This is a genomic window from Polaribacter sp. SA4-12, from assembly GCF_002163675.1.
Taxonomy (GTDB): domain Bacteria; phylum Bacteroidota; class Bacteroidia; order Flavobacteriales; family Flavobacteriaceae; genus Polaribacter.
Genome location: NZ_CP019334.1, coordinates 3323638 through 3340271, shown reverse-complemented (window position 1 = coordinate 3340271; position 16634 = coordinate 3323638). Strand labels below are relative to the sequence as shown.

Genomic DNA, 16634 nt, shown 5'->3' with positions numbered 1-16634 from the left:
AAGTAAGAAAACACATAGAAGTTAATGATTAAAATGAATAAATCTCTTAAACTAAAAAAAACATTTATTTCCCTTTTCTTTTTCATGGCAACCTCCTTTTTCTTCGGACAAGTAGATGAGCCTCCTGTTGTTATTGCTGAAGGAAATCAAGCGTTTTGTATAGGAAACCCTATAAATATAGTTACCAATTTTTCTATTACTGATGGAGATGACACTACAGTTGATTCCTTTTTTATTCAAATTTCATCAGGTTATCAAGTAAATTTTGATCGTTTGGAATTGACAGGAAGTTACCCTACTATTAATTCTCAATGGAATAACATTCAAGGAAAACTTTCTTTGACTTCCTCTATTAGTGGTACAGAAATTCTTCTTACTGATATAGAGAATGCTGTAAAATCGATTGTTTTCTCTACAACATCTAACAATATTACAACCAAAAAAACTTTTTCTTTAACTATTGATAATGCTAATTATTTACCAGTAACTGATCATTTTTATCAATTTATTTCTTCTCCTAGTATCACTTGGGCAGACGCAAAAATAGCAGCAGAAGGTAAAACGTATTATGGAAGACAAGGATATTTAGCCACATTAACTAGTGAAGAAGAAGCTAATTTTGCAGGTGAACAAGCTTCTGGCGCTGGCTGGATTGGTGGAAGTGACGAAGAAACTGAGGGAGTTTGGAAATGGGTAACTGGCCCTGAAACTGGTACAGTTTTTTGGAACGGACAAGTTAACGGTTCTACTCCAAATTATGCAAATTGGAATAATAACGAACCTAATGATTTTAAAGGAAATAATCCTGATGGAGAACATTATGCACATATTACAGACCCTTCAATAGGAAATCGTGGAGCCTGGAATGATTTACCTAATGAAGGGGGAACAGATTTATATATAGCAAAAGGTTATGTTGTAGAATATGGAACAACGACTGACCTACCATTAAAAATTGCCGCAAGTACAAGTATTTATATTCCTCAAATAACAGCAACAACATCTGCAACAATTTGCGAATCTGGAATTGCAACAATTAGTGCAACTGCAAGTGAAGGAACTATTTTGTGGTTTGACGCTATGGTTGGAGGCACTCAATTATTTCCTTCTGGTAATAGTTTTACAACTCCAATATTAAATTCATCAAAAACATATTATGCTTCCACTTCTGTAAATGGGTGCATTAGTTTAGACAGAACAGCTATAGAAGTTGTTGTGAATCAGAAACCAACGATTACTAGTATTACTGAAGACTTAATTTGCTCTGGAAGTGCAACTTTAAGCGCAACCTCATCAGCAGGAAAAATAAACTGGTATGATTCTTTAACAAGTACAACTCCACTTTTTACAGGAAATACGTATCAAACACTACCAATAACTACTACAACTACATATTATATTGAAGCGAACATTGATAATTGTATTTCTTCTTCTAGAGTAGAAGTTATTGCAGAAGTTAATAGTACAGTTCCTGAATTTGATTTAGTTAAAGATGCTTATTTTTTGTGTACAGATACTGGTTCTGTTACACTAGAAACAACAAACTCCTTAGATAACTATAGTTACGTTTGGAAAAAAGAAAATGTAATTATATCTGGTAGTTTAGCAACAAATAATGCGACTAGTTCTGGAAATTACACTGTAAAAGCAATATCTTTAGCAGGTTGTGAATCTGTAGAAAAACAAATTATTGTTAGCAATTCCAATATAGCAACTATTACAAACGACGATGTACTATTAGTTGAAGATTCTGATAACAATTCGATCCAGGTAATTAATGATAATTTAGGAATTGGTGAGTATGAATTTTCGTTGGATGATGAATTTGGTATCTATAAAGATGCTGGTTTTTTTGAAAAAATATCAGCAGGAATGCATACTTTATTTGTTAACGACAAAAATAATTGTGGTATAACTACTTATAAATTTTCGATATTAGCATTTCCAAAATATTTTACACCAAATGGAGATGGAGAAAATGATGTTTGGAAAATTAATGGATTTAATAGTGACTCATTTACAATTGCAGAAATTTCTATTTACAACAGATTTGGGGTTTTATTGTATCAAATGGAATCCTCTTCTCAAGGTTGGGATGGAAGATATCAAGGTAAAATACTACCATCAAACACGTATTGGTTTAGAGTAATTTTAAGTGATGTAAATGGTCGAAAAATAGAAAAAACAGGAAGTATTGGTTTAATAAGAAAATAAAAATATGGCATTAGTAACACCTTTATCAGCAGAACACGATTTAGAAACAAAAGAATTAGCTGAATTCTTTAATGAAACTTTAGGGTTTTGCCCCAACTCAGTATTAACAATGCAACGCAGACCCGCAATTTCTAAGGCATTTATCAACCTGAATAAAGCTGTAATGGCAAATGAAGGTAAAGTAACATCTGCTTTAAAAAGAATGATTGCTTGGGTTTCTAGTAACGCAACAGGTTGTAGATATTGTCAAGCACATGCAATTAGAGCTGCAGAACGTTATGGAGCAGAACAAGAGCAATTAGATAATATTTGGGAATATAAAACACACGCTGCTTTTTCTGACGCTGAAAGAGCTGCTTTAGATTTTTCTTTAGCTGCTTCTATGGTTCCAAATGCTGTTGATGCAAAAATTAAAACAGCATTATATAAATATTGGGATGAAGGTGAAATTGTAGAAATGTTAGGAGTAATCTCTCTCTTTGGATATTTAAATCGTTGGAATGATTCTATGGGAACAACCTTAGAAGAAGATGCAATTGATAGCGGAAATCAGTTTTTAGGCAAGCATGGTTTTGAAGTAGGGAAACACGATGGCTCAAAGTATTAAAAAAAGTAAATAATTTGATTTTTTAACTAAAAAAAAAGGTTATTTTTAAAAAAATAAAAGTCCTCTCAGTAAACCGAGAAGACTAAAAATTATTAAGGTCCCCCAACCTCTTCAAATTTAGTTATCAAAAGTAGTAAAACAAATGCTTTTGACACTTGCGATTTTCACAAAAACAATAATTCGTTTTTGTGAATTTTGAAGATAAAAAGGGCTCCATGAAAAAAGAAGAAGAAAAATTATTTAACTATATAAAATTAAAACTCCCAAAGAATGTTTCTTTTATAGATGAAATTTCTGATGTTTTAGATATAAGTTATGATGCTGCATATAGACGTATTAACGGAAAAGCTTTATTAAATTTAGCGGAGACGTTAAAACTTAGTAATCATTACAATATAGACATAAACAGTTTATTTGCTGAAGCGAAAAATAATACTGAAAAAATTGTTGTAGAAAAATCACATCACATAATTTCAGATAATTTTTTGCATACCTTTTTTGATGAATCAGAAAAAGCAATTCAAAATATTTTAGAATCTAATGGAGGACGAATAATAAATTGCGCTAAAGATTACCCTCTTTACCATGCTGATAAAGGCTCATTCTCATTGTTTAGAATCTATGTTTTAATAAATACACTTAGTAAAAGTTCAAAATTAAAAAAGATTCCATTTTCAGAATTTAATCCATCAGAAGAAACATTAAATAAATACAATACTTTTATACATCAATATAATAAAGTAGCTCTTGTTGAGATATGGAATGATACTACAATCGATAATGTTTTAAATCAAATTCAATACTTTCTTGAGGTTGGACTTACTACAAAAGAAGAAGCTTTATCTATTGCAGATGGTCTAATGGTTTCCTTGAAAGTAATAAAAAAAGAAGCTAAAAAGGAAAAAAGAAATGAGAGCGGAAATGGATTTCAATTATATCATAATAATATAATTTCATTATTAAATACAGTACTTATACAAACTGATTTAGAGAATATTGTATTTGTGCCATTTACAAATTTAACTTATTTTAAAGTAACAGATAAAAGCACCACAGATCAAATAGAACGACATTTAAAAACACAACTAGAGTTTTCCAACAACCTTTCTGGTAACGCTGCAGTTGTTAGAAACAAATTTTTTAACACGATGTATCAAAAAATTGAAAATCGAAAAATGATACTCTCAATCTAATTTTATCGAATAATTTTAGCTACTCTTTTTTGTAATTCAGGAATTACATTTTTCTCAAACCAAGGGTTTTTAGTCAACCAAAAACGATTTCTTGGTGATGGATGAGGAAGTGTAAAATATTTTGGAAGATAAGCTGGATAATTATCTACAGTCTCTGTAAGTGTTCTTTTGGCTTTGTCTTTTAAATAGTAATTTTGTGCATACATACCTATTAAAATAATCATTTCTAGATTTGGCATTAACTCAAATAATTGTTGATGCCATTGAGGAGCACATTCTTTTCTGGGCGGTTTGTCTCCACTTTTACCTTTACCAGGATAACAAAAACCCATTGGTATAATTGCAAATTTTTCTACATCGTAAAAAACCTCATCAGAAACATTGAGCCATTTTCTTAATTGTTTTCCACTTGCATCATCCCAAGGAATTCCAGATTTATGAACCTTTGTTCCTGGAGCTTGACCAATAATTACAATTTTAGAATTTTTATGACCAGTGACAACAGGATTTGTGCCCAAATCTAAATGAGAAACGCAAATTGTACATTGTTTTATTTCTGAAAATAACTTTTGCATTCTCTAAAATTAGTCTTTGTTTGTCATCGTTAACTAAAAATAAGAAAGAATATCAAAATAGATTTCTCAATCGCTAAAAAAGCTCATATCGAAATGACATTCTAACTTTTCAATTCTAAAGCTTCACCTTCAAAAGACAAACCTTCGAAACCAGAATTCATAAAGTTTCTAATATTTTGATGAGAATCTCCATTTTCATCTTCTAAAACATTCTTATAATGTTCACCAAAACAAAATAACGTTTCTTCTTTTCTTAATTTTTGATGTTGTGCAAATGCAAATAATTTACAAGAACCTGAGTTTTCGCCTGCATTATTTGTGATTTCTCCGTTTGTAAAAGTAGTTGGAGTAAAATTGTAGTTATCCTCAATTACTTGCATCGTATCTGCAAAATTAATTGATGTTGGATTTGATTTTAACTTGGTTTTGAATTCTTGGATGATCATTTTTTTATAATAAATTTATATAAGTTTTCAATTATGTCTTTTAGCTCATTATTGCCCTCAATTAAATCTGAATAAGTATATTCTGAATCAACAACGAAACTCGCTAATTTTATTTTATAATCGTTTTTTAAAGTTCCAGATTCAGCATTGAAAGCACGAAAATCTTTTTTAGGAATTTTATGATTTAAAAATAAATCAAAGTAGAATTTACCAAGTCCTATTTCATTATAATCATTTCTTTCAAAAACTATATTCTTAGCTTTTTCTATACTTTCTTCTGTTTTTAAAATTTCTGAAATAAAATCTTGAATAATTTTTTTAGGAAGTAAATTTTCAATCTCTTTTAACTCTGTATTTTGATATGTAAAATTGTCATTTTTATCAGATAACGCTTTTAAAGCTATTCTTCTTAAATCTTTTTTTGAACCTTTTTCAGCATTATCATTATCAGCTATAAGAAAAATTTTATTTGATAAAGCGAAGGAATTTATTTTATTTCTGACTTCCTCTTCATCAAACTCTTCTTTTTCATCAAAAAGATAATGCTCAATTAAATTACCCCCATATTCAAAAAAGGCAAAATCAATATCTTCTTTTAAATACTTTACATCTTTATTACCTTCTGAATATAGTTTTAAAAATTTTGATAAATATTTTCTATCAGTTGGCCCTTCAACCCAAACTGAACTATTAGATAAGAACACTGATGAAGTTGTAACTCCTAATAAATCTAAAATCTCTTTATTTGGCTTAACACTGGTTTTTATTAAATGTTTATTTTCTTCTATTTTTTGGAATTGAAAGATAGAAACATCATCATCTAATAAAGTTAAATCTAATAAATGGTTAGAATGAGTAGTAAAAAAATATTTTAATTTTTTAGCTTTTAGAAACTCATCATTTAAAAGAGTTTGAATAAAAATTTTTTGGAATGCTGGATGTAAATTTATCTCGGGTTCTTCTATATAAAAACAATCATTTATATCAGCAGTAAAAATTGGGTATAAGAGTATTATTAAAGCTTGAATACCATCTCCTAAATCATTTATTTTTTCAAATTCACTATTATTAGTAGCAATTTTTATGACTTTAGTTTTTCTATCAGCTAATATTTGTACTCTTTTTTTATTAAAGAAGTAATTACTTAAAAAATCTTGAAATTTCTCTAAATCCCTTATTTTATCAGAACTTTGGATTTCATCAATTTTACTCCACATTCTTAATCCTGAATGAATTTCAAAACTTGTTTTATTTTTAAAATATAAGGTTTTGACAGTATTTATAAAACTGTCAGTACCTAAATGATTCCCACTCAAAAGACTTCTTAGAATAGGAATATATATTTTATTGTTGATTTTATTTTTTTTTGTAAAAACCAACTCGTTTTGTAAAGTTTCAATTTGTTCAATATAGGTTTTTAAGATTTTCATCTTATCTTCATTCTCATAAATATGTCGACCTAATTTGTGTAACTCTTTCAAATAATAATCAATCTTTTCATTATCATCACTATTGAAATTGGATATTAAATCATCTGTTATATGAATAACTTCTGATAAAACATTTTTTGGAACTAGGCTTTCATTTAATCTTTCTTCAGTTTCTGAAATTTCGCTTATTAAATCAGGAAAAAAAACACCTTGGATTAAATTTTCGAAAGGATAATTTAATTTTAATAAACCTCTTAAAAACCTACTTTTTCCAGAATTATTTTCTCCAACAAAAAAATTTATATTACTTATTTCTAGTTCAGTACTAATAGTATTATCTTCAAGAACCTCTATAAATTTATTATCGACATTATCAATATAAAAATTAGGCTCTTTAAATTCTTCAGGAAAATCAATATGATTAGTTGTTCTTATATTTATTTTCATAGCTTATATATTAACTTACTTCTTCCCTTCAACAATCACCACAATTTCACCTTTTGGTGGTTTTGCAGTATAATGTGCTAAAACTTCAGTTGCAGTTCCTCTAATCGTTTCTTCAAACATTTTTGTTAATTCTCTAGACACAGAAACTTGTCTGTCTGCTCCAAAATATTCTACAAAATGCCCAAGTGTTTTTATCAATTTATGTGGAGATTCATAAATAATCATCGTTCTTTTTTCTTCTGCTAATAAAAGAAAACGAGTTTGTCTTCCTTTTTTAACAGGTAAAAAACCTTCAAAAACAAACTTATCGTTTGGCAAACCAGAGTTTACCAAAGCAGGTACAAAAGCTGTTGCTCCAGGTAAACAATCTACTTCAATATTATTTTCTACACACGCTCTCGTTAGTAAAAAACCAGGATCTGAAATTGCAGGAGTTCCAGCATCAGAAATTAATGCACATGTTTCTCCGTTTTGTATTCTTTGCACAATACCTTTTACAGATTTATGTTCGTTATGCATGTGGTGACTGTGCATTTGCGTTTCAATCTCAAAATGTTTTAAGAGTTTTCCACTTGTACGCGTGTCTTCTGCTAAAATAAAATCGACTTCTTTTAGAATTCTAATCGCTCTAAAAGTCATGTCTTCTAGATTACCTATTGGTGTTGGTACTAAAAATAATTTACTCATAATTAAATAGCTTCGTAAGTTTCTACAGTTATATCTGCAATAATATCTCCTGTATGTTTAATTGAAAGTGGTTCGAATAATAAAACATGAACTTCTTCTTTTGCAATTGGTTTATGTTCTACTCCTTTTGGTACAACATAAAATTCACCTTCGTTTAAAGTAACTGTTTTATCGCGTAATTCAATATCTAAAGAACCTTTTATGACCATAAAAAGCTCGTCTTCATTGTCATGTTTATGAAAAACAAACTCACCTTTTAGCTTTGCTAACAAGATTTGTTGTCCATTTAATTCGCCAATTTTTTTAGGCGACCAATGATCTGAAAACAGTTTAAATTTCTCTTGAATATTAATTACACTCATAAAGCAAATTTACAAAGAATTGAACGGATTTTGCGTTACCGATTGAAGCATTTGTTTGAGCTCTTTTTTATTCTTTTTCGGAATAAAAAAAGCGAGTGCGAAAAGCGGGGCATTTCTGAGAAGAAATGAACGCCCAAAAACCCCATATTAAATAGAAAATGTTTAATTTTGCACCTCATTAAAAGAAAAGAAATGTATAGAAGTCATTCTTGTGGAGAGTTAAGAGCATCTCATGTAAATACAGAAGTTACCTTAGCAGGTTGGGTACAAAAATCGCGTGATAAAGGTTTTATGGTTTGGGTCGATTTACGAGACAGATATGGAATTACGCAGTTAATTTTTGATGAAGATCGTACGCCAAAAGAAATGATGGAAAAAGCAAAATCTTTAGGAAGAGAGTTTGTAATACAAGTAACAGGAACTGTAATTGACAGAGAATCTAAGAATTCTAAAATGGCAACAGGAGCTATTGAGGTGTTGGTTTCTAAGTTAGAAATCTTAAACGCATCTATTACACCGCCTTTTACAATTGAAGATAAAACTGATGGTGGAGAAGACATCAGAATGAAATACAGATATTTAGATATTAGAAGAAATCCAGTAAAGGACAGTTTAATTTTCCGTCATAAAGTTTCGATGGAAGTTAGAAAATACTTGTCTGATCAGGAATTTATCGAAGTTGAAACTCCTTATTTAATTAAATCTACACCAGAAGGCGCAAGAGATTTTGTGGTGCCTAGTAGAATGAATGAAGGTCAGTTTTATGCTTTACCTCAATCTCCTCAAACATTTAAACAACTTTTGATGGTTGGTGGAATGGATAAATATTTTCAGATTGTAAAATGTTTTAGAGATGAAGATTTACGTGCAGACAGACAACCAGAATTTACACAGATTGACTGTGAAATGGCATTTGTTGAGCAAGAAGATATTTTAAATATTTTTGAAGGATTAACGCGTCACTTACTAAAAGAAGTAAATAATGTTGAAGTGGAGAAATTCCCTAGAATGTTATATGACGATGCAATGAAATTGTACGGAAATGACAAGCCAGATATTCGTTTCGGAATGGAATTCGGTGAGTTAAATGCAGTTACTCAACATAAAGATTTTGGTGTTTTTAATAGCGCAGAATTAGTTGTTGGTATCGCAGTTCCTGGAGGAAATTCTTACACAAGAAAAGAAATAGACAATATTATTAAATGGGTAAAACGCCCTCAAGTTGGTGCTTTAGGAATGATTTATGCTCGTGTAAACGAAGATGGATCTTTTAAATCTTCTGTAGATAAATTCTACGACCAAGAAGATTTAGCTAAATGGGCTGAAGTTACTGGTGCAAAACCTGGTGATTTAGTGTGTGTTTTATCTGGAGAAACAAATAAAGTAAGAGTACAATTATCTGCTTTACGTATGGAATTAGCAGAACGTTTAGGCTTGAGAGATCCTAAAGTTTTTGCTCCTCTTTGGGTAATTGATTTCCCTTTATTAGAGTTAGATGAAGAAACTGGGCATTATCATGCAATGCATCACCCATTTACTTCTCCTAAACCTGGTCAAATGGAATTGTTAGACACAGATCCTGGAGCAGTAAAAGCAAATGCGTATGATTTGGTTTTAAACGGTAATGAAATTGGTGGTGGTTCTATTCGTATTCACGATAAACAAATGCAAGCTACAATGTTGAAACATTTAGGTTTTTCTGATGAAGATGCAAAAGCACAATTTGGTTTCTTAATGGATGCTTTTGAATATGGTGCGCCTCCTCATGGTGGTTTGGCTTTTGGTTTGGATAGATTGGTTGCTATTTTAGGCGGACAAGAAACTATTAGAGACTTTATTGCATTCCCTAAAAATAATTCTGGACGAGATGTAATGATTGACGCTCCAGCATTTATCGATGACGATCAATTAAAAGAATTAAGTTTGAAATTAGATATTCAAGAATAAAATTTAAAATCCCGCTTTTGCGGGATTTTTTAATACAAAAAAATGATCGTAAAATTAGCAGAGACTTCTATTAAAACAAAGTTTGGAGAGTTCAAAGAAACGTTATTTTATAACGGACAAAAGGAATCTCATGCTTTGGTAATGGGTAATATTGAAGGTGAAGAAAATATATTATGTAGAATACATTCGTCTTGTATTTTTGCGCATCATTTTAATAGTATAGAATGTGATTGTAGAGAACAAATGGAAATTTCTCAACAGCTGATTCAGAAAGCAGGAAAAGGAATTGTTATTTGGTTAGAACAAGAAGGTAAAGGAAATGGTCATTTTGCTTTAATTAAAAGTATAGAGCATAAGAAAAAAGGTGTACCACAAGCAGAAGCTTATGAAAAAGTAGGTTTTAGTAAAGATGCAAGAGATTTTACAGTTGCCGCAGAAATTTTAAAGGCATTAAAAGTGAAATCTGTAAAAATGTTGACTAATAATCCGAGTAAAGTGGAGACATTAACAAAACACGGAATTACTGTTACTGGAATTCAAAAAACTGAGTTATAGAAAATTTATTACTTTTAAGTTATGAAAAAACTAACAACACTATTACTCCTTTTTATTTCAATCACTTCCTTTTCGCAAGAAATTACAGGAGATCAATTATTAGAAAAAGCAATTCAATTTCACGATCCAAATGGAAATTGGGACACTTTTAATGGTGAACTTTTTGTAACTATGGAAATCCCTAAAAGAGCTAGTAGAAAGAGTACAATCAGTATTAATTTACCTAAAGAGTACTTTTCTGTAGAAGCAATTAAAGATACAATAGTTACAAAATATACAGTTGACAAAGGTGTTTGTAATAGTTCTCTTAATGGAAATGAAAATCCATCAGAAGAAATTAAAAAGAAGTTTAGTTTGAATTGCGAGCGTGCAAAAATGTATAAAAATTATTATACTTATTTGTATGGTTTACCAATGAAATTGAAAGATGAGGGAACAGTTATTCATCAAAAAGTAGAAAGAAAAAAATTTAAAGGAAAAGAATATTTAGTTTTAAAAGCAACTTACAATAAAGAAGTTGGTAAAGATATTTGGTACTTTTATTTTAATCCAGAAACCTATGCTATGGAAGTCTATCAGTTCTTTAAAGAAGCAAAAGATAGTGGTGAGTATATTTTACTATCTGGTTTAGAAACTATCAATGAAGTAAAAATGCCAAAAATTAGAGCTTGGTATTACAATAAAGACAATGGTTATTTAGGAACCGATATTTTGACAAAAAATTAAACAAGTGCCAACAACAAAAAGCATATTTAGAAGAATATTGATTTGGAGATATAAACATATTTCTGAAAGACAGTTTATATATATATTAAGTATTTTAGTAGGATTTCTGGCAGGTTTTGGAGCCGTAATTCTAAAAAACTTAACGCACTTTTTCCAACACCTTTTAGAAGGTAATTTAATACGCTATTATCATACTGCTTTTTACTTTTTATTTCCAATTATAGGTTTAACAATTGTCTATTTTATTATAAAATACATTATTAGAAATAAAGTGAGTCATGGTATTCCTTCAACACTTTTTGCTATTTCAAAAAGAAAAGGAATCATGAAACGTTACCAAATGATTGGTTCTATTTTAACAGCTCCTATTACTGTTGGTTTTGGTGGTTCTGTTGGACTTGAGGGACCTACAGTTGCAACAGGCGCAGCAATTAGCTCTAATATTGCTAGATGGCTTCATTTAAATCAAACATCAAGAAATTTATTAATTGGTTGTGCTGCTGCAGGCGCACTTTCATCAATCTTTAAAGCACCAATTGCAGCTATTATTTTTGCAATTGAAGTTTTTAGTTTAGACCTAACAATGGCTTCGATGTTACCTTTACTTCTAGCATCTTTATCAGCAATTATTACCTCTCGTTTCTTTTTTGGTTCTGATGTTTTGTTGTCATTTAAAATTGAAGATGCCTTTGTGATCGCTGATGTCCCATTTTTTATAGTCCTAGGAATTATCGGTGGTGGAGTTTCAATTTATTTTACAGAAACGTATGAAAGAATTCAGAAATTTTTTGACAAAATAGCTTCTCCAGTAAAACGCCTTTTAGTTGGTGGAATTGGTTTAGGTATTCTTATTTATTTTATTCCGCCTTTGTATGGTGAGGGTTTTGAAGTAATTAATAACCTTCTTGCAGGAAATCATATAAAAGCATTAGAAAACAATTTTATGCATTTAGATTTAACAAATGTATGGGTTGTAATTTTATTATTATTTGGCTTAGTTATCTTTAAAATTATAGCAAGTGCTTTTACTTTTGGAGCAGGAGGAGTTGGTGGTATTTTTGCACCAACACTATTTATGGGAAGTGTAATGGGGAATTGCGTTGCCAAAATAATTAATACAACAGGAATTTCTAATGTTTCTGAAAGTAATTTTACTCTGGTAGGAATGGCAGGTTTAATGGCAGGAGTTTTACACGCTCCATTAACCGCAATATTTTTAATTGCAGAACTTACGGGTGGTTACGATCTTTTCATTCCACTTATGTTAACAGCTACAATTTCATATTCTATTGCAAAATACGCACATCCTTATTCTGTTTATGCAATGCAATTAGGTAGAAAGGGAGAATTAATAACACATAATAAAGACCACGCCGTATTAACGCTAATGGATATTAATACCGTTATAGAAAACAACTTTGTCTCTGTTTATTCTGAAATGAATTTAGAAGAAATGATTAAACATGCAGTTGTAAAATCTAACAGAAATATTTTTCCTGTAATTAGAGAAAAAGATGATAAACTTATTGGTATTATTTTACTAGACGATTTAAGACCAATAATGTTCGATCGAAGTTTGTATAAAACTGTTTTTGCAAGAGATATAATGCAAAATCCACCAGAAGTAATTATAATAGGTAAAGATAAAATGACCGATATTATGAAGAAATTTAAAGAAAGTGGCGCTTGGAATTTACCTGTTGTTAAAGAAGGAAAATATATTGGTTTTATCTCAAAATCTAAATTATTGACTGCTTATAGAAATAAATTGATTGAGGTTACTGCATAAAAGGATAGAAAGAAATGAGGACGAATAGTTTTACTAAAAAAATGAGTACAAAATCTAACACAGAGTTAGAGCAAATTTTTGAAAATAAAAGTGACTATACAGATGAAGCTGTACAAGCTGTAATTTGGGAATTAGAAAACCGAAACTTAATTGAAAAAACAGATATTTCTTATTTAGAAACACAAGTAAACAGTGAAATAGCAGAAACATCAGTTCCTAAAGAAGATTTAGAAAATAACGAAAGTCCTTTTGAAGAATTAGTCCTGCCCATTTTGTATTCAAAAAAAGCAATACAAGGTTTCTCCATTCTATTTAGCACTATTTTTGGTGTCGTTTTACTTATGAGTAATTTAAAGGCAATGAACAAACCCAAAGCACGAGTTGAAGTACTTGTTTTTGGTATCGCCTACTCCATTTTTACGGTTATACTTTTAAATTACCTTCCTAAAATGTTTTTTATAACTTTATTATTCAACATCATTGGATACGCTGTTCTAACAGAATATTATTGGAATAGAAATTTAGGAAAACATTTACAGCACAGAAAAAAGGAAATTTGGAAACCTTTAATTATTTCAATAAGTATAATAGTACTATTAGTCTTTTTACAATTTTCGCCTCAAATATTAGGTGTATAATTTTTTTTGAAGCTATTTCCTGCTTTCACTACTCGCTTTTTTTATCCTAAAAAGGAATAAAAAAGAGCTCAAACAAACCGTTCAATCAGGGCTAAACTTGTTTGCTAACTTTTTGTCATTCGAACAAGAAACGAAGAAGAATCTTCTTAATTAAGAAAAGCTTCAATTATAGAGATTTCTCAATCGCTCAAAAAAGCTCATTTCGAAATGACATCGCAAATTTAAACTGTTATTGATTCCTTAAAAAATCAACAACCAAATCAGGGAAATCTGTAAAAGCACCATCTACATTTGCTTTTATTAAAAGTGTTTGCATCATTTCTTTAAAAGAAGCAAACTCATCTAAAGCATCTGCTCTAAATGTATAAGGATGCACTTTTAAACCCAATTTATGAGCATCAACAACTAAAGAAGTAAAATGCCATTTTCCATCTACTTTTTTGTCTAAAATCTGTTTATACCAAGGTCCTACTCCATCAGCATAACTTGCAAAATGCGCTAATTGTTTTGCTTCTTCTGGGAATTCTATCAACTGAACCAAAAATAATTTAGACTTTAAATCTTTTCTGATTCTTTCTAATTCTGTAGCATCAAAACATTGTAAAATACAATTGTCTTTTTTTGTTTTGTAGCCATAATCAGCCAAGGTTTTTAAAACAATTCCCGTTAAATCTTTTCCTTCTTTTTTATGGAATTCAGGTTCTTTAATTTCAGGATAGATTCCAATATTCTTTTGAGTTGATGCATTTAAACCTTGTATCAGTTCAATTTCATCTTTAAAAGAATGGAGTTTAAAATTCCCCTTTCCTTTCGGAAAACGATTTGGATAGAATTGCTCGCCAGTTTCGGGATTAAAACGTTCTGTAACTTTTAGCGTAAGTAATTCATCAAACAAAAAATCAATTACATAAAAACGATTGTCTTTTCTTTTTCTATCAGGAAACTTTATAGCAACATCAGTTACATCATCCAAATAAATATCATGAATAACAACAGGTACATCATCTTTACTCAACACTAAATCTTGTTCAATAAAATGAGGATTCATAGCATGTGCCATCGCTTTAGCTTCTATAGTATGTTCTGGTAAATAACCAGAAGCACCTCTATGAGCAACAACAATTTTTGTATTCATATTAAGTTCTTTTTTAAATGGATTGCATGAAATGAGTAACAAACCAATCAAAAATAATGAAATTGATTTCATTTTGATGAAAATTAGAATTTAAAGATATAACTTTTGTAATTTTGCAATATGAAGTTAACGTTAAAAATAATGTTTGTCATCTTTTTAGTTTGGATGATTACTGGATTGTATTTAGTAAATACAGATCACGAAAAAGCACAAATTGTAATGGGTTTAGGCGTATTTTATTTTTCGTTTTTATTTATGCCTTTCTTTATTTACTACAGATACAGAGATGGAAAATACAAGAAGTATATTTTAAACGATGAAAAATTGAGAAATGCTTTTAAGGGTCAAGGAAAAGATTAATTTTTATTTTTTAGTAACTCTTGATACTTTTTTCTTAAACGAGAATTGTAATCCTTCACTATCTTTTTTCCGTTTTTCAATTTAAATAAAATTGAGTCGCTTCCTTTTCTTTTTATTATTGAATCTCCAATACTTATTTTTTGATATAATTCTTTATCAACAAATTCTTGATGGTTAATATCCAAAATGAGATATCTTGTAGCTCTAAAATTATCTCCATCTTGATATTTAGAAACAACTATACCATTAAACTCCTTATTTCTACTACTAAAATATTCTTCTTTAATGTAACTAAATGAGTTATTCCTGTAAACAAATATTACAGAAATAAATATTAAAATAGGTACAAAAACTACAAAAAGAGTTCTTTTAATTTTTGAATTTTGTTTTTCTAACTCTTTTTCAGAGAACATCTTATTTTTCCTTTTTCAAAAATAAATACACAGGAAAATGGTCTGAAAACCCTCCTTGATACCAAGGACCAATATAAGTTCTAAACGGACTTCCTTTTAATTTTCCCTTAAATATTTTTAACCATTCTTTATTAAAAACTTCGGCATGTTTAAAAGTATGCTTTTCTGGTTTTTCGGTTGTGAAATTTTTTGTAATAATAATCTGATCAAATAAATTCCATTTACTATTATAAGTTAAAGTACCAATTGCATCTCTATCTAATAAGCTTTCCATAGGATTATAGAAATCTTCAGTCATTAAATGATCTTTAATACTTGTACTTGTTGGGTCGTCATTAAAATCGCCCATAATTAGAATTTTTGCATCGTAATGTTTCTCTTGAATTACCTCAACAATCGTTCTTGCTAATTTTGCCGCTTCTACTCGTTTGTATTCAGACTCTTCTGTTCCTTCTCTTCTAGATGGCCAATGATTTACCAAAACATGAACCAACTCTCCGTTTAAATTTCCATAAACAACTAAAACATCACGCGTGTAGTCTCTCTTACCTTCTTCATCTTCTAAATACAGTGGGAAGTGTTCTGAACCTAATAATTCGAATAATTGCTTGTTGTATAGAAGCGCAACATCAATTCCTCTATCATCAGGAGAATCATAATGCACAAAATCGTAATGATGTTTTCTTAAATATTTAGAATTTGCTAAATCGTTTACAACCTTCGCATTTTCTACCTCAACCAAACCAACAATTGCAGGTGCATGACGAGATTGCTCATTTCCTAATTGAGAAATTACAGAACCTAATTTTTTAACTTTATCTCTATAGCGTTTATTTCCCCATTTCTTTTTTCCTTCGGAAGTAAAATCATCATCAAACGTTTTAGGATCATCTACCGTATCAAATAAATTTTCTACGTTATAGAAACCTACAGTAAAAATATCTTTACGCTTTTTTGATGATGAAAAAAATGATAGCATGTATAAATGTTTTTGTTAAACGTAAACTTAAGTTAATTTAATAACATACAAAACACCTTTTGTTAATACAATATTCACACTTCTAGTTGTCAGAATTTCTAGTTTTGTTGTGATTAAAATGAATACTAAAT

The 16634-nt window shown here is 29.7% G+C and carries 17 protein-coding genes; 9 read left to right on the top strand and 8 right to left on the bottom strand.

Annotation, left to right across the window (positions count from 1 at the left end; translation table 11 throughout):
* The first annotated feature begins 33 nt into the window (after window positions 1-33).
* The 3 genes from BTO07_RS14560 to BTO07_RS14550 all read left to right on the top strand — a co-directional run bounded on the left by BTO07_RS14560 (window position 34) and on the right by BTO07_RS14550 (window position 4014).
* On the top strand, window positions 34-2214 hold the full coding sequence (locus BTO07_RS14560; RefSeq protein ID WP_087522665.1) for an Ig-like domain-containing protein: 2181 nt from the start codon (window positions 34-36) through the stop codon (window positions 2212-2214).
* A gap of 4 nt (window positions 2215-2218) precedes the next feature.
* Window positions 2219-2821, top strand: a complete 603-nt coding sequence (locus tag BTO07_RS14555) for a carboxymuconolactone decarboxylase family protein (RefSeq protein WP_087521924.1) — start codon at window positions 2219-2221, stop codon at window positions 2819-2821.
* Between the two features lie 215 nt (window positions 2822-3036).
* Window positions 3037-4014, top strand: coding sequence for a hypothetical protein (locus BTO07_RS14550; protein ID WP_087521923.1), 978 nt, complete (start codon window positions 3037-3039; stop codon window positions 4012-4014).
* A 2-nt stretch (window positions 4015-4016) separates the two neighbouring features.
* Here BTO07_RS14550 and BTO07_RS14545 read toward each other — a convergent pair whose 3' ends face one another.
* From BTO07_RS14545 to BTO07_RS14525, 5 genes are all read right to left on the bottom strand, one after another.
* Window positions 4017-4589, bottom strand: a complete 573-nt coding sequence (locus tag BTO07_RS14545; RefSeq protein ID WP_087521922.1) for a uracil-DNA glycosylase family protein — start codon at window positions 4587-4589, stop codon at window positions 4017-4019.
* A 101-nt stretch (window positions 4590-4690) separates the two neighbouring features.
* Window positions 4691-5035, bottom strand: coding sequence for a HopJ type III effector protein (locus BTO07_RS14540; RefSeq protein ID WP_087521921.1), 345 nt, complete (start codon window positions 5033-5035; stop codon window positions 4691-4693).
* The gene (locus BTO07_RS14535) at window positions 5032-6912 is read right to left on the bottom strand and encodes an AAA family ATPase (protein ID WP_087521920.1); all 1881 of its coding nucleotides are present in this window, start codon (window positions 6910-6912) and stop codon (window positions 5032-5034) included. Before BTO07_RS14535 ends, BTO07_RS14540 begins: the two co-directional genes overlap by 4 nt.
* Before the next feature lie 15 nt (window positions 6913-6927).
* Window positions 6928-7599, bottom strand: coding sequence for a 16S rRNA (cytidine(1402)-2'-O)-methyltransferase (gene rsmI / locus BTO07_RS14530; RefSeq protein ID WP_087521919.1), 672 nt, complete (start codon window positions 7597-7599; stop codon window positions 6928-6930).
* Window positions 7600-7601: 2 nt separating this feature from the next.
* Complete coding sequence (locus tag BTO07_RS14525; protein ID WP_087521918.1) at window positions 7602-7961, bottom strand: cupin domain-containing protein; 360 nt, start codon at window positions 7959-7961, stop codon at window positions 7602-7604.
* Between the two features lie 192 nt (window positions 7962-8153).
* Between BTO07_RS14525 and aspS the strand changes: the two genes are divergently transcribed.
* The 5 genes from aspS to BTO07_RS14500 are packed head-to-tail and all read left to right on the top strand — an operon-like array spanning window position 8154 to window position 13616.
* Window positions 8154-9908, top strand: a complete 1755-nt coding sequence (gene aspS, locus BTO07_RS14520; protein ID WP_087521917.1) for an aspartate--tRNA ligase — start codon at window positions 8154-8156, stop codon at window positions 9906-9908.
* Window positions 9909-9950: 42 nt separating this feature from the next.
* Window positions 9951-10463: a GTP cyclohydrolase gene (locus tag BTO07_RS14515; protein ID WP_087521916.1), complete on the top strand. Its 513-nt coding sequence runs from the start codon at window positions 9951-9953 to the stop codon at window positions 10461-10463.
* Between the two features lie 21 nt (window positions 10464-10484).
* Window positions 10485-11189: a DUF6503 family protein gene (locus BTO07_RS14510; protein ID WP_087521915.1), complete on the top strand. Its 705-nt coding sequence runs from the start codon at window positions 10485-10487 to the stop codon at window positions 11187-11189.
* A gap of 4 nt (window positions 11190-11193) precedes the next feature.
* Complete coding sequence (locus tag BTO07_RS14505) at window positions 11194-12978, top strand: chloride channel protein (protein WP_198342472.1); 1785 nt, start codon at window positions 11194-11196, stop codon at window positions 12976-12978.
* Window positions 12979-13019: 41 nt separating this feature from the next.
* Window positions 13020-13616 (top strand): hypothetical protein, encoded by a 597-nt coding sequence (locus BTO07_RS14500; RefSeq protein WP_232457044.1) that lies wholly within the window; start codon window positions 13020-13022, stop codon window positions 13614-13616.
* A 229-nt stretch (window positions 13617-13845) separates the two neighbouring features.
* Here the strand turns inward: BTO07_RS14500 and glpQ are convergent, their stop codons facing one another.
* Window positions 13846-14823, bottom strand: coding sequence for a glycerophosphodiester phosphodiesterase (gene glpQ, locus BTO07_RS14495; protein ID WP_087521912.1), 978 nt, complete (start codon window positions 14821-14823; stop codon window positions 13846-13848).
* Window positions 14824-14871: 48 nt separating this feature from the next.
* On the opposite strand from glpQ, the gene BTO07_RS14490 reads away from it, so the two are divergent.
* Complete coding sequence (locus BTO07_RS14490) at window positions 14872-15111, top strand: hypothetical protein (RefSeq protein ID WP_087521911.1); 240 nt, start codon at window positions 14872-14874, stop codon at window positions 15109-15111.
* On the opposite strand, the gene BTO07_RS14485 is transcribed toward BTO07_RS14490, so the two are convergent.
* Both BTO07_RS14485 and BTO07_RS14480 read right to left on the bottom strand, forming a co-directional pair.
* Window positions 15108-15524 (bottom strand): hypothetical protein, encoded by a 417-nt coding sequence (locus tag BTO07_RS14485; RefSeq protein ID WP_087521910.1) that lies wholly within the window; start codon window positions 15522-15524, stop codon window positions 15108-15110. The two genes, BTO07_RS14490 and BTO07_RS14485, sit on opposite strands and share 4 nt — an antisense overlap.
* 1 nt (window position 15525) lies before the next feature.
* Window positions 15526-16503, bottom strand: a complete 978-nt coding sequence (locus BTO07_RS14480; protein ID WP_087521909.1) for an endonuclease/exonuclease/phosphatase family protein — start codon at window positions 16501-16503, stop codon at window positions 15526-15528.
* Between the last annotated feature and the right edge of the window lie 131 nt (window positions 16504-16634).